This is a genomic window from Pseudarthrobacter sulfonivorans, assembly GCF_031454915.1.
Lineage (GTDB): Bacteria > Actinomycetota > Actinomycetes > Actinomycetales > Micrococcaceae > Arthrobacter > Arthrobacter sulfonivorans_C.
In genome coordinates this window covers 96,328-118,069 of record NZ_JAVDRS010000007.1, presented here as the reverse complement: position 1 = coordinate 118,069, position 21,742 = coordinate 96,328, and the positions used below count along the sequence as shown (strand labels likewise).

The following is a 21,742-nucleotide window of genomic DNA, read 5'->3' as shown; positions in this document are numbered from 1 at the left end:
GGGCCTCAGTTTATTCACGGCCTGCGTCATTCGCGGCCTTGGGAAACCCAGTTCGGGTCCGCCGAGCGGGAGCCGACGACGGCGTCCGCGGCCTGGTCCAGCGTTTCCAGTTGCGATGAGGTAAGGACCAGGGACAGGGCGCCCAGGTTTTCGTCGATCCGGTGCGTTTTGCGCGTGCCGGGGATGGGGACCACTGCCAAGCCCAGCCGGTTTCCCTGGGCAAGCAGCCAGGCCAGTGCCACCTGGGCAGGTGTTGCGGAGAGTTCAGTGGCCACGGCCAGGACCGCCGCCACCACTGCCTGGTTGGCATCGGCGGCGTCTTCGGCGAATCGGGGGATCCGGCGTCGGAAGTCCTTGGCTCCGAGGCTGGACGCGTCGACGGTTCCGGTGAGAAATCCCCGGCCCAGGGGCGAATACGGCACAAAGCCCACGCCCAGTCCGGCGGCGGCTGGAACCACGTTGCGTTCCACGTCGCGGCTCCAGATGGACCATTCGCTTTGGACTGCGGCGATCGGATGCACCGCGTGGGCTTCGGCCAGCTCCTGCGCGGTCACCTCAGACAGGCCAAGGTGTTTGACCTTGCCCTGCTGTACCAGCCCCGCCATGGCCTCCACGGTTTCCACTATCGGAACGCGGAGGTCACGGCGGTGCATGTAGTAGAGGTCGATCACGTCGGTGCCGAGCCGCTTCAGGCTGGCGTCGACGGCCTGCCGGATGTAGGCGGCGTCGCCCCGAACGTCCGTGTAGCCGTCAGCCGGCGTGCCCACCAGGGAAAACTTGGTGGCGAGCTGGACCTCGTCCCGCCGGTCCTTCAACAAATGCGCGATGAGCTCCTCGTTGCTGCCCCCGCCATAAATGTCCGCAGTGTCGATGAAGCTGACGCCGGAGTCCACGGCGTGGTGCAGGGTTTTGAGGGCCTCTACCGGGTCAACCTCCCCGTAGACCGGGGTGAGGGCCATCCCGCCGAAGCCGAGAGGACTGACCCTGAGGCCGTCGCCGAGGTGGACCGATGATGCAGCCATGCGAGCTCCGTTCGTTGTGGTGTTTCCCAGCCAAGAACCTTGCCCCTGGCCGCGGTATTCCTAGCCCCAGGGGATGATCCGGTCCGCTCCCTGCCGCATGGCGCCGATCAGCACAGCGTTGTTCTCATCCGGACCCAGGGCCCAGGCTGCCGCCGCGGTCCGGTCCATGCCGAACTCCACGTGCCGGTCCACCAGCCGGGTCAGTCGCAGCGCAGGCGGAGTGTCCATGAACCAGACCTCGTCCAGCTGCGCGCGTACGTCCTTCCACTGGGGTGACTCGGCGAGCAGGTAGTTCCCTTCGGTGATTACCAGCGGCGTTGACGCCGGGACAGCGATTGAGGCGGCCACCGGCTCGTCCAGCGTGCGCCGGAACTCCGGCGCATAGACCACTGACTCATCCCGACGCACCAGCCGCCGCAACAGCGACAGGTACCCGCCGACGTCGAACGTGTCGATCGCGCCCTTTCGCTGCCGCAGCGGTGTGCCGTCAATGATCGAGTTGCCGAGGTGAAAGCCGTCCATGGGCACCACTACGGCGATGTCCGGGCCGAACTTCTGCTGCAACCAGGCCGCGAACGTGGACTTACCGGATCCGGGCGCACCCGTGATGCCCAGCAGGGTCCGGCGGCCGCCGTCGAGCCGGTGCCGCAGGGTGTCTATCGCCTGAGAGATCTCGGGGGAGTCCATGGCAAAAGCCTAAACCGGCCACTGAGTCCCGCGTCTGGGCACCGCCGCACGAATCACGACGGCGGGTCGCCCGGGCACGCCTTAGGCAACTTAACCGTTGGACGACTCGGCGGGGGCGGGGACGCGAGCGTCGGAACGGGCGGCGCTGGCTTTGGCCTCAGCGGGCAGGGACTTCAGCCCCACAGCGCAGCCTACGATGCCGGCGATGAAGAGCACTTTCCACAGACTGAAAGGTTCCACGCCGGTGGCCATGGCCCAGCCGACGGTCAGGGCAGCCCCGATACCCACCCAGACGGCGTAGGCGGTGCCGAGCGCGATGCTGCGGATGGCAAGCCCCAAGCCGATCATGCTCAGCGTGGCCGTAACGGCAAAAATCAGCGTGGGGAGGGGGCGGGTGAAGCGGTCGGACAGGCCCAGGGCGGTGGCCCACACGGCTTCCAGGACGGCGGAGGCCAGCAGCAACAGCCAGGCAACGGAACGCTTGTTCACTACGCCACCACCTTCAGGCCAACCACGCACGCGGCGATGCCGGTCAGCAGCAGCAGGCGCGCCGCCGTCGGACGTTCAGCCCTGGTGAAGATGGCGTAAGCGGAGGTCAGCACCACGCCCACACCCACCCAGACGGCGTAGGCGGTACCGGTGGGGATGGACTGCATGGCGATGGCGAGGCCGGCCATGCTGGCGAGGACGGAGACGAGGAAGAGTAAGGCCGGGGCGATGCGGCGCCGGCCGGACGCCTCGAAGGTCCGGTGCAGGGCGGCGGCCCAGACGGCCTCGAGCGCTCCGGAAAAAATGAGGATTAACCACGACATGACAGATCCTTTGGCCAGTCTTGTCGCGTGCCGGGTACTGAACCGTCGTCCGGAGGCCCGATTGCGGAGCCTTAATCTCAGAGTAGCAAACCCCGACGGCGGGCGGCCGGTTGGTGGCCAAGCTCACCGCCGGGGGATGGGGACAGCGCTGGCGGGCCTAGAGTGCACCGCCGGCAGCCGGAGGTGCGGAGGAATCGCGGCCGCCGTCGCCGATGGTTTCGCGGGCGATGAAGTTCTCGATGTCGAACAGGTTGTCCGCGCGCTCGGCGATGTTCAGGAGGGTGGTCATGGAGGCGACCTCTTCCACCTGTTCCTTGAGGAACCAGAGCATGAACTGCTCGCCGAGGGCGTCGTCCTCGGCGCGGGCGGCACGGAAGAGGGCCTCAATGTTGCCCGTCACTTCCTTCTCCTGTTCAAGCGCCAGGGCCAGCGGCTCGGTCACAGCGGAGAAGTCGTTGCGCACGGTGGGGACACCGGGGATGGTGAATTCAATGTCGCGGTCCAGCATGTACTGGACCATCATCATCGCGTGGTTCCGTTCCTCCACCGACTGCTTGTAGAAGTAGCGGGCCAGCTGCGGAAGATCCTGGTTGGCGAACCAGGTGGCCACGGCAATGTACTGCTGCGAGGCCGCAAATTCGTTGCCGATCTGGGTGGACAGGAGGGCATTAAAAGGTGTGGAGGTCATAGCCAGAGTCTAGGAGTGTGGCATGCGGCTGACCAGTGTGGAAAGGCTCAGATAACGAAGGCGAGGCTAGCCTGCAGCCGTTTCAGCCCGCCACGCGGTCGATCGAAACCACGGCCAGGAAGCCGCGGCCCAGGACCTCGGGGGAGCGTGTGTCGGAACCGACGACGGCGTCATACCGGTTGAGTGCCTCAGGTTCTGACGGGGTGGTGGCAGCGTCGCCGGTGGCACCTTCATCAGCGCTGGCACCTTCATCAGCGGGCGCAGCCATGGCGTCGCCTGCGCTGACGGAGGCCTGCCCCTGCAGCAGCACTGCGATCTGGCCCTCAAAGACCGGATGTGCACGCTTCTTGGAGAGCTCGATGATGGACGTGAAGCCCTTGAACGAGCCGGCCCGGGTGATGACGTTGAGGTTTCGGATGTCACCGGTGGGAAGCGCCCCGTGCGCAGCAGCGTCGCCGGAGAACCTGAACGGCCGGTACTTTTCCAGCGGATGCTCGGCCCCATCCACGGTCAGCAGGAGCAGCTCGCCGTCCACCACAGTCAGCACCCGTTCCATGCCCGGAAATGCCGAGAAGTCGCCGGCCTTGGTGAGGTCGGCGATACTGACGCGCCAGTCCCAGGCACCGTCCTGCGCGGAGGCCGCCTTGGGATGGCTGGCCAGTTCGCGGGTCACCCCGCCGCCGTTGCGCCACGGTTCGGACCTGAGTTCTGCGAAGCGGATGATCTCCATCCGTCCAGCCTAGTTCGTTCTGCACGTTCGTCGGCAGGAAGGGTCACGCGTGGCATGCTGGGTGGATGTGCCAGGGGATCACCGACGAACAAGGCCGGCTGTTAACGTCCTGGCTGGGCGCGTTCAACGTGGTTTGGGATTACAGCTGGCCACTGCAGGACACCACGGTCCTCCACATTGTGGCGCCTCCGGGCGAAGAGTTCATCGTTAAGGCGAGCACCACCAGCCACCACATCCGGCGCGAAATCGCAGCCCATACCGCCGGCTTCGAGGGGCTGGCCGGCCGCGTTTCCGTGCTCCGGCACGCTTCGGCGGAGGCCGGGATCCTGGTGACCGAGTTCCTGCCGGGGACGCTCGTGGAGGGGACGCCGGCCGAAGATGATCCGGAAACGTATCGGCAGGCAGGGGCGTTCCTGAAGAAGATCCACCGGCCCGCCGGCACCTCCGCGCACTACGCCAAAGCCCTGGCCGCCAAGACCTTGCAGTGGATGGACCGCGCGCCCGGACTGGTCCCGGAAAGACAGATCGACAGCCTCGCACGGGAACTGGCGGCGCTGGAGCCGGGTGTTGTGCAGCTCGTGACGTCGCACGGAGACTACCAGCCACGGAACTGGCTGCAGGAGAACGGGCACATCAAAGTCATCGATTTCGGTCGGGCGGACGCGCGTCCGTGGGTGCACGACCTCGTGCGGCTCAGCCACCAGCAGTTCGTTGGCAGGCCCGAACTGGAAGCCGCGTTTTATGACGGCCTGGGAAAGATGGTGGGACCGGAAGAGACCGACCTGTGGCGTTTGGAGAACCTGAACCAGGCCGTCGGCACGGTGGTATGGGCCAACCAAGCTGGCGATACCGCCTTTGAACAGGCGGGACGGGCCATGGTGGATCGGCTGTTCTCCGGCACCTGAACGAACGGTCCCCATCGGCGCGGGCGTCAATCCCTGCTAATCTCCTCCCGGGGGACATCGCGAAGTCAGCCTGAAGGAGCCGGGAATGTTCGTCAAGATATGTGGTCTCAGTACGCCGGAATCGGTCCGCGTTGCCGTGGAGGCCGGGGCTGACGCGGTCGGGTTTGTCCTGACAGCGAGCCCGCGGGCAGTCTCGCCGTCGCAGGTTTCCGGGATGCTGGCCGACGTGCCTGCCGGAGTGACCGCGATTGGGGTGTTCCGGCATGAACCTGTGGCCGATGCCCTGGCAATCGCCCGTGCCGCCGGACTCGAATGGATCCAACTCCATGCGGACCTCACTCCGGAAGACGTCACCACAGTGCACGACGCCGGCATGAAGCTGATCAGGGCGGTCACCATGGCGGCAACCGCGGATGCGTTCGCCGACTGGGGCGAGGAGCTCCTGTTGATCGATGCCGCCGTCCCCGGATCCGGCGAGACCTGGGACTACGCCTCCATGGTGGACGTGACAGCTCTGCAGGACCGCAACTGGCTGCTGGCCGGCGGGCTGAATCCAGACAACGTGAGCCAGGCGGCCGCGGCTGCCGGCGCATGGGGTGTGGACGTCTCCTCCGGTGTGGAGGTCTCCCGTGGCGTGAAGGACCTGGACAAGATCCGCGCGTTCGTTAAGGCCGCCAAGGGCTAACGCACGGTCTAGGCTTCCGCCGCGATTCCAGCCAGGATTTCAGGGGCCAATCAGGGCAGACCCCTACGTTTTTGTCAGACCCCGCAGGGCACAATGGACAGATGAAGACACTGCTCAACATCATCTGGCTGGTTTTCGGCGGACTCTGGCTTGCCCTGGGCTACTTCCTGGCGGGCATCGTCTGCTGCCTGCTGATCGTGACCATCCCGTGGGGCATCGCCTCGTTCCGGATCGCGGCGTACACGCTCTGGCCCTTTGGGCGCATGGTGGTGGACAAGCCGGGTGGAACTGGGGTGTTCTCGCTCCTGGGCAACGTCATCTGGCTGGTGGTGGCAGGTATCTGGATCGCGATCGGCCACGTGGCGACGGCGATTGCCATGGCCATCACCATCATCGGCATTCCCCTGGCCATCGCCAACCTGAAGCTGATCCCGGTGAGCCTGATGCCGCTGGGCAAGCAGATCGTTCCCACCGACAGGCCGTTCATCACCGCCTACCGCTGACCGGCATCAGGTAGCCGTCAATTAGCTGGCAGGCCCGCCGGAAGGAATCAGGCGGGAGGTCCGTCCAGCCCGGGCACGAGTCCCTGCGCTTCCAACTCCTCGGACCGCAGCGCGCGCAGCACACAGAACTCGTTGCCGTCGGGATCGGCCATGACCACCCACGTCACCTCGGGCCCTTGCCCTACGGACACGCGGACGGCGCCCAAGGCCTCCAGCCGCTGCACTTCCTCGGCCTGGTCGTCCGGGCGCAGGTCCAGGTGCAGCCTGTTTTTCAGCTCTTTCCGTTCGGGCACCTTCAGGAACAGCAGGTCCGGGCTGACGCCGTCGGCCGGGCTGCCAGCGGGCGGCTCCAGTACGATCTCGTCCTCCACCTCGTACGTCCGCCGCCACCCCAAGGCTTTCTCCCAGAAATCGGCGGGTACCTTGGGGTCGGTCGAATCGATGCTGACAGCTTGGATGCGCAGGTTCATTCGAGCAGTCTTGCATCGGCCGCCGCGGCCGTAAAGGCTCACGCGCCCGACTCACGCCTCAGGCGAGCTCGCCCTGCAGGTTCCGGCGCGCGGCGTCGAGCCACAGCTCCCGTGCCCGCTCGCTGTGGAAGAGCGGGTCAAGTTCCAGCAGTTGGCGTACGACGGCGGCGCGTCCGGCCGCGAAGTCGGCGTCGCCGATGTGCGCGTAGTCTTCCCGGACGGCGGCCACATACCGGGCGTACGGCTCCGGTTCGCCGCCGAGGACTGACAGGTCCGCGTCGCAGAGGAGGGCGCCGTCGTCGTCCCCCGGATCCGGACGGTGGTCCGAGGTCAGCCTGACCAGCCTCGCCACCTCCTCAATGTCGGCGGGCGGAAGCCCCGCGTCGGCGAGGCGGTCCTCGGCGAGACGGGCCGATTCCTCCTCGTCCTGGCCCGCCACGCCGCGGTACACGGCGTCGTGGAACCAGGCCGCCAGCAGCACGGTGCGCGGCGGATCGGCGGGTTCGGTGAGCAGGTCAAGTGCCTCCAGCACAGCCAAAAGGTGGGTGCGGCCGTGGTACTTGCGGTGCTCCTCGCCCCACCGGTCCAGGAGGTCCAGGAAGAGGGCGTCGTGGCCGGGCATGATGCTCTCCCAGCGGTTCAGGAGCGGCAGTTTCAAGGATTTGCTCCGCTGCCGGGCCGGGATGCGCAGACCGCTGGCGATGAGCTTACGGACCAGGACCCGGGCCTCCACCGGTATGGCGCCTGCGGCCACCAGATCATCGAACCGTCGCTCCGGGACGTCGTAATGGTCGCCGTCGAACGCCCGGTCCGGGATGCCGGCGGCCGCCGCGAAAGCGTGCAGCTCCGCCAGCGAGGTGTCCGAGACCAGGTGCGAAAAATGGGTGTCGTGCGCAGGCCACAGGGGCGGATCCAGGTAAATCGCCATGATGGAAGTCTAGTTTGGGCAGGCCGACGGAACGCCGGCTCAGGAGCCTGCCGGCAGGATGTTCTGGTTGCCCTGGAACACGTTCTTGGGATCGAAGTCCCGTTTGACCCTGGCCAGCCGGGCATAGTTCCCGTTGCCGAATGCGGCGCGGATGCGGTCCTGGCCCTCATTGCCGATGAAATTCAGCCACACCCCGCCGGTGGCGTAGGGCGCGATCTTCTCCCGGAAGTCCTTCACCCAGGCCTTCGCCCGCTGGCCGCCTTCGGGTGTGGGGGAGATGCCGTACGGGTGGCTCACCCAGGCGGCGTTCCGGTTGATCAGGGGCGTAGCCGCCCCCGCATTACCGCCGACGGCACCGCCCCAGCGGGCGATCAGCTGCTGTGAGGTGGCGTCGGGGAGATTCCGGGCGGATTCGACGAACACGTCCAGAGCGTCGTCCGGCAATTCGTCGTGATAGTCCGCGCTCCAGTAGTTGTAATGGTCCGGGGGGTCATCCAAGGAACAGTTGAACTCGGCATAGGGTGTGTCACCCACCAGGTCGACGGCCGGCCCGAGCTCGCGGAACGGTCTGGCATGTTCGGAGCCTTCCTCGGGGTCGCCCGCATAGACGTAGCCAACGGCCACGGCCAGTTTTCCCACCAGATGCTCGGGAACAAATGGCTCCGGCGGCGCAGTCAGGTACAGCAGCCCCAGTCCGACGCCATCGGGGGCGGCGAGGGCAAGGTCCCGGAATGCCCGGGAGACGTCCATGGCCTCTTCGCCGGGCCACAACCAGATCCCCGCGTGCACCACAGGCCCCAGCCGGTGCGCCTGGAACGTGAAGGACGTGGCCACGCCGAAGTTCCCGCCGCCGCCGTGCAGGGCCCAGAAGAGTTCCGGGTTTTCCCGCGCGCTCGCGGTGACCCTGTCGCCGTCGGCCGTCACCAGATTCACCGAGACGAGGCTGTCGCAGGCGAACCCGTAGGAGCGCTCCAGCCAGCCGGACCCGCCGCCGAGCGTAAAACCTGCGACGCCGGTGGTGGACGCGCGTCCACCGGTTACGGCCAGCGCGTGCTCCTGCGTGGCGCGGTCGAACTCGCCCCAGGTAACGCCCGCACCTGCGGTGACAATGCCGGACTCCGGGTCCACGTCGATCGACTTCATGGGCCGGACGTCGATCACCACACCGTCGTCGTTCATGGACATGCCGGCCACTGAATGCCCGCCGGCGCGGACGGCGATGGGGAGGGCGTTCCCGCGGCCGTACAGGAGGGCTTCGGCCACATCCTCATCATTGGCGCACTGGGCGATGGCCGCCGGGCGCCGGTCGATCATGGCGTTGAAGACCTTGCGGGCCGCGTCATAGTCGGGGTTGTCAGGCTTGATCCACTTCATCACAGCGCTCCTCAGCGGCCGCGGCCCCTCCCCTCCCCATAGCGTAGAACGCGGGCCCGGGATGTTCCACAGGCAGCCGCTGACCTGCGGTTACTGGCGCCGCCAGCAGGTTCCGGAATCGTTGATATTCCGCCGGGGAAGGGGGATGATCAGCACCTATGGCCTGACGCTCGCAGACATGTGGGAGGTTGCAATGGAGAAAGCCATCCAAGGCGAACCCGAGTCCCTCTGGCTCGCTTCCGCCGGGGACACCGACTATCCAGCACTGGCCAGGGACGTAGAGGCCGATGTTGCGGTCATCGGAGCCGGTGTTGCCGGGCTGACGGCCGCGTTGGCGCTCAAACGTGCCGGGCATACTGTCGCGGTTATCGAGGCGGCCCGTGTAGGAACCGGCGTTACCGGCCACACCACCGGCAAAGTGACCTCCCTCCACCGGCTGGCCTACACCGAACTCGCCCGCAACCACGGCACCGATACCGCGCGCATCTACGGGCAGGCCAATGAGGCAGCGCTCGAGCACATCCAGCGGGTCGTGGCTGAGGAGAACATTGACTGCGACCTCCGGCTCGTTGCCAACTACACCTATGCCGTAACCGATGATGCACTTGAACTGGTCCGCGCCGAGGCCGACCTCGCCGCCCGCGTCGGCCTTCCCTCGAGTTTCACCACGGATGTGCCGCTGCCATTCCCCGTCAAAGGCGCGGTCCGGTTCGACGGGCAGGCCCAATTCCATGCGGTGAGATACCTCCAGGGCCTCGCCCGTGCGGTCGAGGGTGACGGCAGCTTCGTCTTCGAGCAGACCCGGGCGCTGCAGATCCGCGACGGTACCCCGGGTGTGGTCGAAACCGAGGGCGGCAACGTCCGTGCCCGGGATATCATCGTCGCGACGAATGTGCCGTTCGGCGACGAAGGTGTTTTCGACTCCCGGTGTTATCCGCACCGCTCCTACATCGTGGCCGGACGTGTGGACACTCCGCCACAGGACGCTACGTTCATCAGCGTCGACGAACCGATGCGTTCCATCCTGACCGTCAGCGTTAGCGGCCAGAATTACGTGTTGGTCGGCGGCGAAGGCCATCGCGCGTCCGAGGCCGGGGACGACGGTCGGTACGGCAAGCTGGCCGCATTCGCCCGTGACGGGCTCGGCGCCAGCGAGATCGCCTACCGCTGGTCAACCCAGGACAGTATGCCGGTGGATGGGCTGCCCTACGTCGGGCTCATGTCCGCTGATGCCAGGCACGTGTATGTCATCACCGGACTGCGCAAATGGGGCCTGACCAACGGAACAGCTGCCGCCCTCATCCTCACAGACGTCATCAGCGGCCGGGAGAACCCCTGGGCCGCGGTGTTCAACAGCAACCGAATCACCCCGGCAGCCAGTGCCGGCCGGTTGGCAGAGGAGAACACTAAAGCCAAGACCGCGGACCTGACCGGCCATTTCACGCTCGCCCCTGGGGAAGGAACAGTCATCGACGTCGCGGGCGAGAGCACCGCCGTCTACAAGGACCCTGACGGGCAGGTCCACTCACTTTCTGCAATCTGCACCCACATGGGCTGCACCGTCGAATTCAACCTTGATGCCACCACTTGGGACTGCCCCTGCCACGGCTCCCGATTCGCTGCTGACGGCACCGTCATCCATGGACCTGCCACCACAAGACTCCCGCCCGGACCGGAACACCTCCCGGAAAGCCTTATCTAGCGCCGACACCCGCAAATGCGGACTATTATGGGCAAATGCCCACGATTCGCGTTTCCGAAGCAGCCCGGTTCCTCGGCGTCAGCGACGACACCATCAGGCGCTGGACGGACAACGGCAGCCTCACCGCCATAAAAGATGACGCTGGCCGGCTTGCAGTGGATGGGCTGGAACTGGCCCGGCACGCCCAAAAACTCGCCCAGCTTCCGGACGACCCGCACCGCAGCGGCAGCTCGGCGCGCAACCGGTTCGTCGGCCTCGTCACGGGCATCACCGCCGACAAGGTCATGGCCCAAGTAGAGCTCCAGTGCGGCCCGTTCCGCGTGGTCTCGCTCATGAGCAGCGAAGCCGTCCGCGACCTCGGCCTGGAACTCGGCTCCGTGGCCACCGCGGTGGTCAAAGCCACCACCGTCATCATCGAAACCCCACACGGCAAGGGCTCCGCATGAGGCGCACAGCGCTTGCTGCGCTGGTCCTTGCACTGGCGCTCGTCGGATGTGCCGCAGCGGGCCAAGGGGGATCGGCAGGACAAGGTGGAACGGGCGACGGCGGTGCATCAAGTGCCGCTGGCACCGTCACCGTTTTCGCCGCGGCGTCCCTCAAAACCGCCTTCACGGACATGGCCGGAAAATTCGAGGCGGCCAACCCGGGAACGGATGTCACCCTCAGCTTCGCCGGCTCCTCGGACCTCGTCACGCAGATTACGCAGGGTGCGCCGGCCGACGTTTTCGCGTCGGCGGATACAAGGAACATGGACAAGCTCACGGGCGAGGGGCTGGTCGGCGAACCCTGGAACTTTGCCACCAATACCCTGACCATCGTGGTCCCGCCCGGCACCCCGGCCGGCATCACAGGCTTCAGAGACCTCGCCAGATCCGGCGTCAAGGTGGTGGCCTGCGCGAGCCAGGTCCCCTGCGGCGCGGCGACCAAAGCCATCGAGCAGGAAACCGGCACCACACTCAATCCCGTGAGTGAGGAATCCTCGGTCACCGACGTCTTGGGCAAGGTCACGTCCGGGGAGGCTGACGCCGGACTGGTCTACGTCACCGACGCCAAGAGCGCCGGCGCCAAGGTGGAAGAGATCCCCTTCCCCGAGGCAGCCAAGGCCGTCAACACCTATCCCATCGCAGCGGTGAGGAACGCCCGGAACAAACCTGCGGCGGACGCGTTTGTGCGGTTCGTCCTCAGCACCGAAGGCCAGGCAGCGCTGGCGGCCGCAGGCTTCGGCAAACCGTGAGGCGACCATGACGGCCCGCAAAGCCGCCACCTACACCGGCATTCCCGCCTGGATCTACGCTGTGGCCGCCGCCGGGGCGCTGCTCGTTGTGCTCCCCATGGTGGCCATGGTGGCCAAGGTCAACTGGGCCAACTTCATCCCGCTGGTCACCTCGGAATCCTCGCTCACCGCCCTGGGGCTGAGCCTGCGCACCTCTGCGGCGAGCACGGTCCTGTGCATCGTCCTGGGAGTGCCGCTCGCCCTGGTCCTGGCCCGCGGCAGTTTCCCCGGCCAGCGTGTGCTGCGCTCGCTGGTTCTCCTGCCGCTGGTGCTTCCGCCGGTGGTGGGCGGCATTGCGCTCCTCTACACGTTTGGCCGGCAGGGGCTGCTGGGCAGGACGCTGGAAGTGGCGGGTCTGCAGATCGCGTTCTCCACGACGGCCGTGGTGCTGGCGCAGACCTTCGTTGCCCTGCCCTTCCTGGTGGTCAGCCTGGAGGGTGCCCTGCGCATCGCCGGGCCCAAATACGAGGCCGTGGCCGCCACGCTCGGCGCCAGCCCCAGCACCGTGCTGCGCCGGGTCACGCTTCCGCTGGTGCTGCCGGGCCTCGCGTCGGGTGCGGTCCTCTCCTTCGCCCGCAGCTTGGGCGAATTCGGCGCCACGCTGACGTTCGCCGGCAGCCTGCAGGGCGTGACCCGGACCCTGCCGCTGGAAATCTACCTGCAGCGCGAAACGGACGCCGACGCCGCCGTCGCGCTTTCCCTGGTCCTCGTCGCCGTAGCCGTCGCCGTGGTGGCGCTGGCCTACCGCAGTCCGCGGGCTGGAAGGCCGGCGAGTGCGGACAGTACGACGACGGCGCCCGCCGCGCGCGGTGCAGCCCAGTGACGTTCCGGCTTGAGGCGGCCGTGGTCCAGCGCGGTTTCGACGTGTCCCTTCAGGTTGGACCGGCCGAAACGGTGGCCGTGATGGGACCCAACGGGGCGGGAAAATCCACCCTGCTCAACGTCATTGCGGGCCTCCTGCACCCGGACTCGGGCACGGCCGAACTGGACGGCCGGACCCTCTTCGACCTCGCCGCCGGACGCGGAACGTGGACCGCGCCACACCGCCGCGGCACCGCCTTCCTCGCGCAGGAACCGCTGCTTTTCCCACATCTGAACGTGTTGGACAACGTCGCGTTCGGGCCTCGGAGCTCGGGCGCCTCGAAACACGCCGCCAAGGAGTCGGCCCTGCGGTGGCTCGCCGACGTCGAGGCAACGGACCTCCAATCCCGGCGGCCGGCTGAGCTCTCCGGCGGCCAGGCGCAGCGCGTGGCCGTGGCCCGGGCGCTTGCGGCCGACCCAGGGCTCCTGCTCCTGGACGAACCGATGGCCGCGCTGGACATCCATGCCGCGCCGCTGCTCCGCCGCCTGCTCAAGCGCGTGCTGGCCGGCCGGCGCGCCATCATCATCACGCACGACGTCCTCGATGCCCTGATGCTGGCGGACCGCGTGGTGATCCTGGAAAACGGCCGGATCAGCGAGGAGGGCCCCACTCGTGAGGTCCTGCAGCGGCCCCGCAGCCGGTTTGCCGCCGGCCTCGCCGGCCTCAACTTTCTTCCCGGACAGATCACCGAACACGGCCTTCAGGCCGGCGGGCTGAGCCTCTACGGACAGCACCACGACCTTCCCGGCCCGCTGCCCACTGGACAGCCGGGCGTGGCGGTCTTCCCGCCGTCGGCCGTTTCCGTTTTCCTGTCCGAAGCGCACGGCAGCCCGCGCAATGCCTTCCCCGTGACCATCACCGACCTGGAACCGCACGGAGACCAGATCCGCGTCCGCGCAGGCGAAAGCGGGCAGTTGAGCGCGGACATCACCCCGGCGGCCGCGGCCGATCTGGTGCTCGCCCCGGGCATGCGCGTGTACTTCGTGATCAAGGCCGGCGCCGTCGCGATTTCTCCCAGCTGAACCCGACGCTCTCACATTTAATGCGCCTTTTGATCAGACCCTCTATCACTTCCTGCCCCGCCGGCGCAGGTAGGCTGGTCAGCGTCGTCCGGACGCGGCGGCAATATTTGGGGGAAATGATGAACGTTCCAGTCAGGCGTGTGCTCGGCAGAAAAATCACGACGGCGGCTGCCGCGCTGGCGCTGTTGGCAGGACTCGCCGGCTGCAGCCTGTTCCCGTCGCCGACGCCCCTGCCGGACATTGCGCCGGCCACACCCGTGTCAGCGCTGCCGCCGGAATGTCCCTTTGTTGGCGAGAATGACCTCACGCCGGTCCGGATCCCGCTGGGCACGCCGCGTGAGACGATCGGCAGCGTCCTGAACGCCTACAGCGGTTGGCTCAACGCCGGTTCGGAACTGGTCACCGCGTGGAGCCCCGGCAAAGCCGTCCCCGAAAACTGCGTTGAGCGGCTGGCCGCCAGGAACGCCGAGGCCTACTCAAACACCTTGTTCACCACCCACAGCGACATGGCCTGGCAGGAATACTTTGCTTCCGTGAAGGCGATGAACCAGCAGAACCTCGCAGCGGTCCGCCTGGCCGATCCGGGTACAGGAGGGCGCGGGAAGTTTGAACTGCTGCAGGAGATCGATTCGAGCGCCACGGACAGCGGGACGTTCCTGAAGTTCGACGCCGTCTACCGCCCCGTGGTTGCCGGGCAAGGCAGCTGGGAGGAACTGGACAAGCCGACCCGCTGGTACGTGGAACTCGTCCCGGCAGGGGAGTTCCTGGTCATCAATTACATCGAGACCAAGCCCGCCGCCGGTTATCCGGCGGCCTAACGCCGCCTACATTCCGGGCAGGGCCAGGAACTCGTAGACCTGGATGCTGGCGCCGGGCATCATGAGGTGCGGGTGCCCGTCGAGCAACGACTCGGCACCGGCGAGGTCTTCTGCCTGCAGGATGCCGTACCCGCCAACGTGGCTGCTGCTGATATCGGACGTGCCCGTTGAGGTGATTTCCTTGCCTTCTCCTAAGGGGCTGCCCATGTCCACTATGCCGCTGCCTGCCCGGTCCGCCCACTCCATCCACGCCTTCATGCCTTCCTGGGCGGCCTCCGGGGAACTCTGCGCCATCTGGGCCTGGGCTGACTGCGGTGCGATGTAAAGGACGGCAAACTTCTTCATGGCAAACCTCCGCTGAAGTGCGCCGCGGAGCTGTGGTCCCCGGTCACACATCGATCCTAGGTTGATCCCGTGGGGCGGCGATACAGTGCAAGGACACTACTTCGCCGGTGCCCATGGGATGCCGCAGAAAGGCCGGTTCGCTGTGGGCAAAAATGCGCCCGCTGTTGCGTTCCTCAAAGTTGAGCGTAGTAGACTCAACTTAGCGAAAATGCACATCCCGAAAGGAGCTCTCTTTGGACGTCAAATTCACCACCAAGAGCCAGGAGGCTCTTTCGACTGCGGCCATGAACGCCTCCACGGCAGGGAACCCGCAGGTTGAGCCGGCCCACCTGCTCAAGGCGCTGATGGACCAGCGGGAGGGCGTGGCCGTGGCACTGCTTCGCGCCACCGGTGCAGACCCGGATGCCGTCAGCGTCCAGGCGAGCAGTGCCATCAAGGCACTGCCGGCAACGTCGGGCGGCTCCACGCAGCAGGCCCAGCTGTCCAGGCCCGCGCTGCAGGCCATCCAAAACGCCAAAAACGAGGCCGACCGCCTCGGCGACACCTTTGTGTCCACCGAGGTGCTGCTGTTGGGACTCTCTGCCGGAAGTGACGCCGTCGGGCGTTTAATGCGCGACGCGGGTGCCTCCCATGAGGCGCTGCTCGCCGCCCTGCCGGGTGTCCGCGGCGACCGCAAGGTCACCAGCCCCGATCCGGAAAACACCTTTCAGTCCCTGGAGAAGTTCGGCACGGACCTCACCGCAATGGCACGGTCCGGAAAGCTGGACCCCGTCATTGGCCGCGACACCGAGATCCGCCGCATCATCCAGGTACTAAGCCGCCGCACCAAGAACAACCCCGTCATCATCGGCGAGCCCGGCGTTGGCAAGACGGCCGTGGTTGAAGGCCTGGCCCAGCGGATCGTGGCGAATGACGTCCCGGAAAGCCTGCGCGGCAAAACCCTGATCGCCCTGGACCTCGCGTCCATGGTGGCCGGCGCCAAGTACCGCGGCGAGTTTGAGGAACGGCTGAAGGCAGTCCTGGAAGAGATCAAGAACTCGGAAGGGCAGATCGTCACGTTCATTGACGAGATCCACACGGTGGTGGGTGCCGGTGCCACGGGGGAGTCCTCCATGGATGCGGGCAACATGCTCAAGCCCATGCTTGCCCGCGGCGAGCTGCGGCTGATCGGTGCCACCACGCTGGATGAGTACCGCGAGAACATCGAGAAGGACCCTGCCCTGGAGCGCAGGTTCCAGCAGGTGTACGTTGGCGAGCCAAGCGTGGAGGACACCATCGGCATCCTTCGCGGCCTGAAGGAACGGTACGAGGCGCACCACAAGGTGACCATCGCCGACTCGGCACTGGTGGCCGCCGCAACGCTGTCCAACCGCTACATATCGGGCCGCCAGTTGCCGGACAAAGCCATTGACCTGGTGGACGAGGCCGCCTCCCGCCTGCGGATGGAGATCGACTCCGCGCCGGAGGAGATCGACCAGCTCCGCCGTGCCGTGGACCGGCTCACCATGGAGGAGCTTGCCCTCGAGAACGAGAAGGACGCCGCCTCGGTGGAGCGACTGGCTGCCCTCCGCGCGGACAAGGCGGACAAGACTGAAGAGCTGGATGCGCTCAATGCCCGCTGGGAAGCCGAGAAAGCGGGCCTCAACCGGGTGGGCGACTTGAAAGCGAAGCTCGACGAGCTTCGTTCCACCGCGGACAAGGCGCAGCGCGAAGGCGACCTGGAAACGGCGTCACGCGTGCTTTACGGCGAAATCCCGGCTGTGGAACGCGAACTCAATGCCGCTTCCGCAGCCGAGGCAGCAGTGACCGACAGGCCTGCCCAAATGGTGGCTGACGAAGTGACAGCCGACGACATTGCGGAAGTCATTTCCGCCTGGACCGGCATTCCGGCCGGGCGCATGCTGCAGGGCGAGAGCCAGAAGCTGCTGCACATGGAGGAGGAACTGGGCAAGCGCCTGATCGGCCAGTCCAAGGCCGTTGCCGCGGTCTCTGACGCCGTCCGCCGCGCCCGGGCCGGAATCAGCGACCCCAACCGCCCCACGGGTTCGTTCCTGTTCCTTGGCCCCACGGGTGTGGGTAAAACGGAGCTCGCCAAGGCGCTCGCGGACTTCCTGTTTGACGACGAACGCGCCATGGTGCGGATCGACATGTCTGAATACGGCGAGAAGCATTCGGTGGCCCGGCTTGTGGGCGCGCCTCCGGGCTACGTCGGCTACGAGGAAGGTGGGCAGCTGACCGAGGCAGTCCGCCGTCGGCCGTACTCGGTGATCCTGCTCGACGAAGTGGAGAAGGCCCACCCTGAGGTCTTCGACATCCTCCTGCAGGTGCTCGACGACGGCCGCCTCACTGATGGCCAGGGCCGCACCGTGGACTTCCGCAACGCCATCCTGGTGCTCACGTCGAACCTGGGCAGCCAGTTCCTGGTGGACCAGACGCTCGACGCACAGGCCAAGCGGAATGCCGTGATGGCCACCGTCAATGCATCGTTCAAGCCGGAGTTCCTGAACCGGCTGGATGAGGTGGTGCTGTTCGATGCCCTGACCGTGGACGAGCTGTCCCACATCGTGGAACTGCAGGTGGCCGAACTCGGAAAGCGGCTGCAGGACCGCAGGCTGACCTTGGAAGTGTCCGAGGGAGCCCGCGCCTGGCTGGCCATGTCCGGTTTCGATCCCGCGTACGGTGCCCGGCCGCTTCGCCGGCTGGTCCAGCGCGAGATCGGCGACCGCCTGGCGAAGGCCATCCTCGCCGGTGTGATCGCGGACGGTGACACGGTGCTCGTGGACACAGCGGCCGACGTCGACGAACTCACCATCGAGGGTCTCGAGGCCCTGTCAGGACCCGGTGCCGACGCCCCCGCCGGCACCGGCCTGGTGGTGCGGCGGAAGGAATAGGCGCTCGAAGGGCAGCGGTCCGCTCCCGGTCAGCGGACGGTGAGGCTTGCGGGGGCAGGCTCCCGGCAGATCAGCATGGCCAGACTCAGACCATGGCAGCGATTTCTTCGACTGCCCGGGTCAGTGCGGCCATGGATGCAGGGCCGCCATGGCCTTCGTCCTCGATGACGATAAGCCGGCTCGACGCCCAGCGCCGGTGCAGCTGCCAGGCAGTGACGGCCGGGCCGCTGATGTCCCGCCTGCCATGGACAAGATAGCCGGGGATGCCGTTGAGCTCGTGAATCCGCGGGATGATCTCCTGACCGTCGACCAGAAAGCCGTCATTGGCCCAGTAGTGGGTCACGAGAAGAGCGAACGTCATGCGCTCCCGCTCGTCTTCAAACATCGGTCCAGATAGCCAGTTGGGGTCCAGGGAGGTGTGCGTGGATTCCCACCCGTCCCAGCCCGAGGCAGCAAGCCGGGCGTCTGCGCGGTCCTGGCCCGCCAGCCGACGAGCGTACGCCTCCACCACGCGTTCGCCGGGGGCTGCCTTGGCCGCCTCAGCAAACTCAGCCCATGCTTCAGGAAAGATGCGTCCGACGTCTTCTGTGATCCACTGGATCTCTTCCCGGCTGCTTGTTGTCACCGCAACCAAAGCGATGCCGAGGACCCGGGCGGGATATTCCAGGGCATAGGCGAGGGCAAGCGTGCTGCCCCAGGAAGCACCGGTGACGATCCACTTCTCTATGCTCAGGTGCTCCCTGACGGCCTCGATGTCTTTGATCAAGGCTTGAGTCGTGTTCTCAGACAGGTGGTCAAGATCGTCCTGGACGAGGGGAGTGCTCTTGCCGCAACCGCGCTGGTCCAGGCCGATGGTGCGGAACCGGCTGGGGTCGTGGCGTTTACGGTAACCGCCCCGGCCAAGCGAACCGCCGGGGCCGCCGTGAAGGTAGAGGACTGGAGTACCAGCAGGATCGCCGGTGGCTTCCCAGTAGATTCTGGCATTGGGCAGCGCCACCCAGCCGGTTTCTGCCTTCAACTGCTCGTCCGTCACGCGTTCCACAGTATTGGAAGTCCTGGCTAGTCACTGGTCCACATGCCGTCAATGAGGGAGGCGTAGCTCAAGTCCGTGCTTGTCATTGTGCCGGCGTCCTCATAACGCAGCACGATCCAGTCAGACTGATACCCGTCATCGCCAAGGGTGCCGGCAAACTCCTCCGCGGCACGCTTTGTCCAAAACTGATACACCGCAATCTCGTCTGCCATGATCGCTGCTCTGCAGCTCACCTGGGCCGAGCACACCTCGCCGGTGACGTCCCGGGCGTTAGTTGCCGGAAGGAGGGGATGGTACTTAAAAGCCTCCACTGCGGCGCCAGGACTCAGGTACCAGCGATTGAACAAAACCACGTGCGCCAGGAAAAACCCCGGCACGAGCAGCACGACGGCGGCAATGACCCACCATCGGAATCGAATCGACCGAAAGAACCTCTCGTTATCCATGCCGCGAGCATAGTGGCAACGCTGGGATGCCTCTTCGCGTTCTCGGCAGTCATGCAGGTCGCTCGGTCGCTACGATCCGTCTGGAAGGCAGGTTCACCGGTAGCGTCGCAGCGAGGAATGATGGGGCAACAAAAGGAGATCCGATGAGAACCACGGTCCAAGCACAGCTGCCTAACGCGATTTTTCTTGTCTTGGGATCTGAAGATCCAACCCTCCCGGACGTCGACGCAGAAGGGCTGGTGTGGGTGAGCGAAAATGCCCTGATAATCGGTGGGACGAACGACATGGACGGTGAGACCATCATCCATGTCTCTGGGCAGGCTCCCACGGGAGAACTCATCCAGCTCGATCGAAGAATGATTCAGTGCCCGGCCGGTCGATTGACCTTGGAGACTGTTTTTGGCGACAACCTTTTGCAATATGAGGTACCGGTTGGCTCGGCGAAAATTGGCATCTGGATCGATGATCTTGCGGAACCGGGGATTGTTCACCTGCAGGTCAGCTAGCGGGAATGAGCCCTGCCTTGGCCAACCACGAACCATAAAATCGAGCCAAGTACAGGTACTGCGAACGATGAGAGCCCAAACGACAGTGCTGCCATGGCGCCCAGCTAGCTGATAGTTGCTTAGCGGTAGCGCAATCCCCAGTGGGCAGCTCCCACAGCGAAGGGGAAGGCGACAGCCGCAGCCAGGTGCCTGAGCAGGCTGGTCGGAGCGACCAGCGCGCTGCCACCGACGAGGATCACCGGCGCCGCGACCATAGCCGTGACCCAGTACGGATGGTCACGAAGGGCGGACCACGCTGCAGCAACCAGGTTGGCGACAGATCCTGCGAGGATGTACAGGCTGCCAGTCCTCAGGTCCCTGACCTGAGAGGGCTCGGGCATGTAGCCCCAGAACAGGGCGATCCGCAGCCCTATGGCGATGAGGACGATGGAGCCGACCACAATTGCCGCCCAGAGCACGGTCCCCAGTAGGCCGTGACGGCGTGCCGGGGCCGAACTCCTGGTCATCTGTTTCCCTCCATAGCCGCCGAACGAACCTGCGCATGGCCTGATGCAGGAGACCCGGCTTGCCTCCCCCGCTTCATGCTGAGCCAACCCTACGACGGCGGCTCGGATATGCATTACGTTTCACCCCATACTGACTGCATATCGGGAAACCCGACCGCTGGCCGCATGTGGAAACAGCCCGGTGGGGGAATGCCACGTACTTCAACGCGAAGGGTTGCACGTCCTCGTCCTGATGCGCGACGACCACCCGTTGGCGGGCCGCCTAGGTGTCTCTGCGAGCGAGCTTGAGCAGGAAGACTTCGTCATGTTTCCTCGAAGCTTGGCGCCGGTAGCGTATGACGCGATCATCCGGGTCTGTGTGCTTTCCGGGTTCAGCCCCCGGGTCACTCAAGAAGCTTCCAACGACCAGGCCTTCCTTGGCATCGTTGCCTGCGGCCTGGCCGTAGCCATCGTTCCTGAGTTGAGTGTTCACATCAAACGGGCCGGGACCACAGCGGTCCCGCTCGTGGATGAAAGCGCCTTTTCTCCATTAGCGGTTGTGGTTTCGTCAGGGGACCCCTTGGGTTTGGCAGGCCGTCTGGTGGCGGCGCTCGGCGCTGATAAGGGCTAGGAGAGAGGCGCCCACTGGCCAGCCCGCCGTAGGCAGTGTCAGGATTGAAGACACAACAAATGCCTAGGCCAAAGGAGGCTCTCGATGACCAGCGAGACGGCGTCCGCACCCGAAACCGGATACGCGTCGGTCAACGGGCTCCGGATGTACTACGAGCTGCACGGCGACGACGGCGGTACCCCGCTGTTGCTCCTGCACGGCGGGCTCTTCGACATCGAGCAGCAGTTCGGGGCGCTGATCCCGAGCCTGTCAGCCGGGCGCCGGGTGATCGCCACGGACTTCCAAGGGCACGGGCGCACCAACGACATCGATAGGCCGCTTGCCACTCCCGATCTGGCGTCCGATGTCATCGGCCTCCTCGAGCATCTCGGTGTCAAGAACGCCGATGTGTTCGGGTTCAGCGTCGGCGGTGCGGTCGCGCTGGACCTCGCAATCCACCACCCGGAACTCGTGCGCAAGCTCATCGTTTCGTCGGTGTCGTTCCGGCCAGAGGGCGACCGTGGCGGCAACGCCGAAGCGGTCGCGGAGATGACCGTGGACATGATCGCGGGAACCCCAATGGAGGAGCGCTACCTCGCTGTGTCGCCGCATCCCGATCGGGAGCACCTGCAGGGCCTGCTCGACAAGCTCGGACGCTACGGCGCGGGCGAACCAGGATGGACCGACGATGAGATCCGCGGAATCGCCGCCCCGACGCTCCTCACGGTAGGCGACTGCGACATGGTCAGGCTCGACCATGCGGTGAAGTTCCTCCAACTTCGCGGGGGAGACGTGAACGGCGACTTTGAGGGTGTGCCCGCGTCGCAGCTCGCGGTGTTCCCCGGCACGACGCATTTCTTCGGGCTCGCGCGGACCGGCCTCGTGCGCGACGTCGTGATCACATTCCTCGATGCACCCGAACCCAGAGGCTGGGCCGATCGGTGA

General features: G+C 66.0%; 26 protein-coding genes and 1 riboswitch. Of the genes, 13 read left to right on the top strand and 13 right to left on the bottom strand.

Annotation, left to right across the window (positions count from 1 at the left end):
* Nucleotides 1-26: 26 nt before the first annotated feature.
* From J2808_RS15895 to J2808_RS15870, 6 genes are all read right to left on the bottom strand, one after another.
* Complete coding sequence (locus J2808_RS15895) at nt 27-1,022, bottom strand: aldo/keto reductase (RefSeq protein WP_309818547.1); 996 nt, start codon at nt 1,020-1,022, stop codon at nt 27-29.
* Nucleotides 1,023-1,082: 60 nt separating this feature from the next.
* Nucleotides 1,083-1,709, bottom strand: a complete 627-nt coding sequence (locus J2808_RS15890; RefSeq protein ID WP_309818546.1) for a nucleoside/nucleotide kinase family protein — start codon at nt 1,707-1,709, stop codon at nt 1,083-1,085.
* Nucleotides 1,710-1,799: 90 nt separating this feature from the next.
* A complete protein-coding gene (locus J2808_RS15885; RefSeq protein ID WP_309818545.1) occupies nt 1,800-2,198 on the bottom strand; it encodes a DMT family transporter in 399 nt (132 codons plus the stop codon).
* Entirely contained in the window at nt 2,198-2,521 is a 324-nt protein-coding gene (locus J2808_RS15880) for a DMT family transporter (RefSeq protein ID WP_309818544.1), read from the bottom strand. The genes J2808_RS15885 and J2808_RS15880 overlap by 1 nt, the downstream gene beginning before the upstream one ends.
* A 9-nt stretch (nt 2,522-2,530) precedes the next feature.
* Nucleotides 2,531-2,596, bottom strand: a riboswitch (guanidine-III (ykkC-III) riboswitch).
* An 82-nt stretch (nt 2,597-2,678) separates the two neighbouring features.
* On the bottom strand, nt 2,679-3,209 hold the full coding sequence (locus J2808_RS15875; RefSeq protein WP_309818543.1) for a ferritin: 531 nt from the start codon (nt 3,207-3,209) through the stop codon (nt 2,679-2,681).
* An 82-nt stretch (nt 3,210-3,291) separates the two neighbouring features.
* Complete coding sequence (locus tag J2808_RS15870) at nt 3,292-3,939, bottom strand: HutD/Ves family protein (protein ID WP_309818542.1); 648 nt, start codon at nt 3,937-3,939, stop codon at nt 3,292-3,294.
* A gap of 65 nt (nt 3,940-4,004) precedes the next feature.
* Between J2808_RS15870 and J2808_RS15865 the strand changes: the two genes are divergently transcribed.
* From J2808_RS15865 to J2808_RS15855, 3 genes are all read left to right on the top strand, one after another.
* The gene (locus J2808_RS15865) at nt 4,005-4,844 is read left to right on the top strand and encodes an aminoglycoside phosphotransferase family protein (protein WP_309818540.1); all 840 of its coding nucleotides are present in this window, start codon (nt 4,005-4,007) and stop codon (nt 4,842-4,844) included.
* 85 nt (nt 4,845-4,929) lie between these two features.
* Nucleotides 4,930-5,529: a phosphoribosylanthranilate isomerase gene (locus J2808_RS15860; protein ID WP_309818538.1), complete on the top strand. Its 600-nt coding sequence runs from the start codon at nt 4,930-4,932 to the stop codon at nt 5,527-5,529.
* Between the two features lie 101 nt (nt 5,530-5,630).
* On the top strand, nt 5,631-6,032 hold the full coding sequence (locus tag J2808_RS15855) for a YccF domain-containing protein (RefSeq protein WP_309818536.1): 402 nt from the start codon (nt 5,631-5,633) through the stop codon (nt 6,030-6,032).
* 47 nt (nt 6,033-6,079) lie between these two features.
* On the opposite strand, the gene J2808_RS15850 is transcribed toward J2808_RS15855, so the two are convergent.
* The 3 genes from J2808_RS15850 to J2808_RS15840 are packed head-to-tail and all read right to left on the bottom strand — an operon-like array spanning nt 6,080 to nt 8,804.
* Nucleotides 6,080-6,502, bottom strand: coding sequence for a VOC family protein (locus J2808_RS15850; protein ID WP_309818534.1), 423 nt, complete (start codon nt 6,500-6,502; stop codon nt 6,080-6,082).
* Nucleotides 6,503-6,560: 58 nt separating this feature from the next.
* Nucleotides 6,561-7,430 carry a DUF4031 domain-containing protein gene (locus J2808_RS15845; protein WP_309818532.1) on the bottom strand — a complete coding sequence of 290 codons (870 nt, stop codon included), beginning with the start codon at nt 7,428-7,430 and terminating at the stop codon, nt 6,561-6,563.
* A 39-nt stretch (nt 7,431-7,469) separates the two neighbouring features.
* Entirely contained in the window at nt 7,470-8,804 is a 1,335-nt protein-coding gene (locus J2808_RS15840; protein WP_309818530.1) for an FAD-binding oxidoreductase, read from the bottom strand.
* A 145-nt stretch (nt 8,805-8,949) separates the two neighbouring features.
* On the opposite strand from J2808_RS15840, the gene J2808_RS15835 reads away from it, so the two are divergent.
* The 6 genes from J2808_RS15835 (at nt 8,950) to J2808_RS15810 (ending at nt 14,481) form a co-directional block, all read left to right on the top strand.
* Nucleotides 8,950-10,506: an FAD-dependent oxidoreductase gene (locus tag J2808_RS15835; protein ID WP_309818528.1), complete on the top strand. Its 1,557-nt coding sequence runs from the start codon at nt 8,950-8,952 to the stop codon at nt 10,504-10,506.
* A 35-nt stretch (nt 10,507-10,541) separates the two neighbouring features.
* Nucleotides 10,542-10,952 carry a TOBE domain-containing protein gene (locus J2808_RS15830; protein ID WP_164204460.1) on the top strand — a complete coding sequence of 137 codons (411 nt, stop codon included), beginning with the start codon at nt 10,542-10,544 and terminating at the stop codon, nt 10,950-10,952.
* Nucleotides 10,949-11,740, top strand: coding sequence for a molybdate ABC transporter substrate-binding protein (modA, locus tag J2808_RS15825; protein ID WP_309818525.1), 792 nt, complete (start codon nt 10,949-10,951; stop codon nt 11,738-11,740). Before J2808_RS15830 ends, modA begins: the two co-directional genes overlap by 4 nt.
* Before the next feature lie 7 nt (nt 11,741-11,747).
* Nucleotides 11,748-12,602 carry an ABC transporter permease gene (locus tag J2808_RS15820; RefSeq protein ID WP_309818524.1) on the top strand — a complete coding sequence of 285 codons (855 nt, stop codon included), beginning with the start codon at nt 11,748-11,750 and terminating at the stop codon, nt 12,600-12,602.
* Nucleotides 12,599-13,663, top strand: coding sequence for a sulfate/molybdate ABC transporter ATP-binding protein (locus tag J2808_RS15815; protein WP_309818522.1), 1,065 nt, complete (start codon nt 12,599-12,601; stop codon nt 13,661-13,663). The genes J2808_RS15820 and J2808_RS15815 overlap by 4 nt, the downstream gene beginning before the upstream one ends.
* Before the next feature lie 116 nt (nt 13,664-13,779).
* Nucleotides 13,780-14,481, top strand: a complete 702-nt coding sequence (locus tag J2808_RS15810; RefSeq protein WP_309818520.1) for a hypothetical protein — start codon at nt 13,780-13,782, stop codon at nt 14,479-14,481.
* A 6-nt stretch (nt 14,482-14,487) separates the two neighbouring features.
* Here the strand turns inward: J2808_RS15810 and J2808_RS15805 are convergent, their stop codons facing one another.
* The gene (locus J2808_RS15805; RefSeq protein WP_309818518.1) at nt 14,488-14,826 is read right to left on the bottom strand and encodes a hypothetical protein; all 339 of its coding nucleotides are present in this window, start codon (nt 14,824-14,826) and stop codon (nt 14,488-14,490) included.
* A 233-nt stretch (nt 14,827-15,059) separates the two neighbouring features.
* Between J2808_RS15805 and clpB the strand changes: the two genes are divergently transcribed.
* Nucleotides 15,060-17,717, top strand: a complete 2,658-nt coding sequence (gene clpB / locus J2808_RS15800) for an ATP-dependent chaperone ClpB (RefSeq protein ID WP_309818516.1) — start codon at nt 15,060-15,062, stop codon at nt 17,715-17,717.
* A gap of 85 nt (nt 17,718-17,802) precedes the next feature.
* Here the strand turns inward: clpB and J2808_RS15795 are convergent, their stop codons facing one another.
* Both J2808_RS15795 and J2808_RS15790 read right to left on the bottom strand, forming a co-directional pair.
* The gene (locus J2808_RS15795) at nt 17,803-18,750 is read right to left on the bottom strand and encodes an alpha/beta fold hydrolase (RefSeq protein WP_309818514.1); all 948 of its coding nucleotides are present in this window, start codon (nt 18,748-18,750) and stop codon (nt 17,803-17,805) included.
* A gap of 26 nt (nt 18,751-18,776) precedes the next feature.
* Entirely contained in the window at nt 18,777-19,196 is a 420-nt protein-coding gene (locus J2808_RS15790) for a hypothetical protein (RefSeq protein ID WP_309818512.1), read from the bottom strand.
* Nucleotides 19,197-19,339: 143 nt separating this feature from the next.
* Between J2808_RS15790 and J2808_RS15785 the strand changes: the two genes are divergently transcribed.
* Entirely contained in the window at nt 19,340-19,702 is a 363-nt protein-coding gene (locus tag J2808_RS15785) for a hypothetical protein (RefSeq protein ID WP_309818510.1), read from the top strand.
* Nucleotides 19,703-19,821: 119 nt separating this feature from the next.
* Here J2808_RS15785 and J2808_RS15780 read toward each other — a convergent pair whose 3' ends face one another.
* Nucleotides 19,822-20,208, bottom strand: coding sequence for a hypothetical protein (locus J2808_RS15780; RefSeq protein WP_309818508.1), 387 nt, complete (start codon nt 20,206-20,208; stop codon nt 19,822-19,824).
* A 232-nt stretch (nt 20,209-20,440) separates the two neighbouring features.
* Here J2808_RS15780 and J2808_RS15775 point away from each other — a divergent pair, with 232 nt between their 5' ends.
* On the top strand, nt 20,441-20,818 hold the full coding sequence (locus J2808_RS15775) for a LysR family substrate-binding domain-containing protein (RefSeq protein ID WP_309818507.1): 378 nt from the start codon (nt 20,441-20,443) through the stop codon (nt 20,816-20,818).
* Nucleotides 20,819-20,902: 84 nt separating this feature from the next.
* Nucleotides 20,903-21,742 carry an alpha/beta fold hydrolase gene (locus tag J2808_RS15770; RefSeq protein ID WP_309818505.1) on the top strand — a complete coding sequence of 280 codons (840 nt, stop codon included), beginning with the start codon at nt 20,903-20,905 and terminating at the stop codon, nt 21,740-21,742.

Bases quoted from the DNA above. Each gene is read 5' to 3' on its own strand.
- J2808_RS15855 (WP_309818536.1), top strand. From the start codon at position 5,631: ATGAAGACACTGCTCAACATCATCTGGCTGGTTTTCGGCGGACTCTGG.
- J2808_RS15820 (WP_309818524.1), top strand. From the start codon at position 11,748: ATGACGGCCCGCAAAGCCGCCACCTACACCGGCATTCCCGCCTGGATC.
- J2808_RS15775 (WP_309818507.1), top strand. From the start codon at position 20,441: ATGCGCGACGACCACCCGTTGGCGGGCCGCCTAGGTGTCTCTGCGAGC.
- J2808_RS15805 (WP_309818518.1), bottom strand. From the start codon at position 14,826: ATGAAGAAGTTTGCCGTCCTTTACATCGCACCGCAGTCAGCCCAGGCC.
- J2808_RS15870 (WP_309818542.1), bottom strand. From the start codon at position 3,939: ATGGAGATCATCCGCTTCGCAGAACTCAGGTCCGAACCGTGGCGCAAC.
- J2808_RS15780 (WP_309818508.1), bottom strand. From the start codon at position 20,208: ATGACCAGGAGTTCGGCCCCGGCACGCCGTCACGGCCTACTGGGGACC.
- J2808_RS15835 (WP_309818528.1), top strand. From the start codon at position 8,950: ATGATCAGCACCTATGGCCTGACGCTCGCAGACATGTGGGAGGTTGCA.
- J2808_RS15830 (WP_164204460.1), top strand. From the start codon at position 10,542: ATGCCCACGATTCGCGTTTCCGAAGCAGCCCGGTTCCTCGGCGTCAGC.
- J2808_RS15875 (WP_309818543.1), bottom strand. From the start codon at position 3,209: ATGACCTCCACACCTTTTAATGCCCTCCTGTCCACCCAGATCGGCAAC.
- modA (WP_309818525.1), top strand. From the start codon at position 10,949: ATGAGGCGCACAGCGCTTGCTGCGCTGGTCCTTGCACTGGCGCTCGTC.
- J2808_RS15850 (WP_309818534.1), bottom strand. From the start codon at position 6,502: ATGAACCTGCGCATCCAAGCTGTCAGCATCGATTCGACCGACCCCAAG.
- J2808_RS15810 (WP_309818520.1), top strand. From the start codon at position 13,780: ATGATGAACGTTCCAGTCAGGCGTGTGCTCGGCAGAAAAATCACGACG.
- J2808_RS15895 (WP_309818547.1), bottom strand. From the start codon at position 1,022: ATGGCTGCATCATCGGTCCACCTCGGCGACGGCCTCAGGGTCAGTCCT.
- J2808_RS15785 (WP_309818510.1), top strand. From the start codon at position 19,340: ATGAGAACCACGGTCCAAGCACAGCTGCCTAACGCGATTTTTCTTGTC.
- J2808_RS15880 (WP_309818544.1), bottom strand. From the start codon at position 2,521: ATGTCGTGGTTAATCCTCATTTTTTCCGGAGCGCTCGAGGCCGTCTGG.
- J2808_RS15865 (WP_309818540.1), top strand. From the start codon at position 4,005: ATGTGCCAGGGGATCACCGACGAACAAGGCCGGCTGTTAACGTCCTGG.
- J2808_RS15845 (WP_309818532.1), bottom strand. From the start codon at position 7,430: ATGGCGATTTACCTGGATCCGCCCCTGTGGCCTGCGCACGACACCCAT.
- J2808_RS15890 (WP_309818546.1), bottom strand. From the start codon at position 1,709: ATGGACTCCCCCGAGATCTCTCAGGCGATAGACACCCTGCGGCACCGG.
- J2808_RS15770 (WP_309818505.1), top strand. From the start codon at position 20,903: ATGACCAGCGAGACGGCGTCCGCACCCGAAACCGGATACGCGTCGGTC.
- J2808_RS15790 (WP_309818512.1), bottom strand. From the start codon at position 19,196: ATGGATAACGAGAGGTTCTTTCGGTCGATTCGATTCCGATGGTGGGTC.
- J2808_RS15860 (WP_309818538.1), top strand. From the start codon at position 4,930: ATGTTCGTCAAGATATGTGGTCTCAGTACGCCGGAATCGGTCCGCGTT.
- J2808_RS15840 (WP_309818530.1), bottom strand. From the start codon at position 8,804: ATGAAGTGGATCAAGCCTGACAACCCCGACTATGACGCGGCCCGCAAG.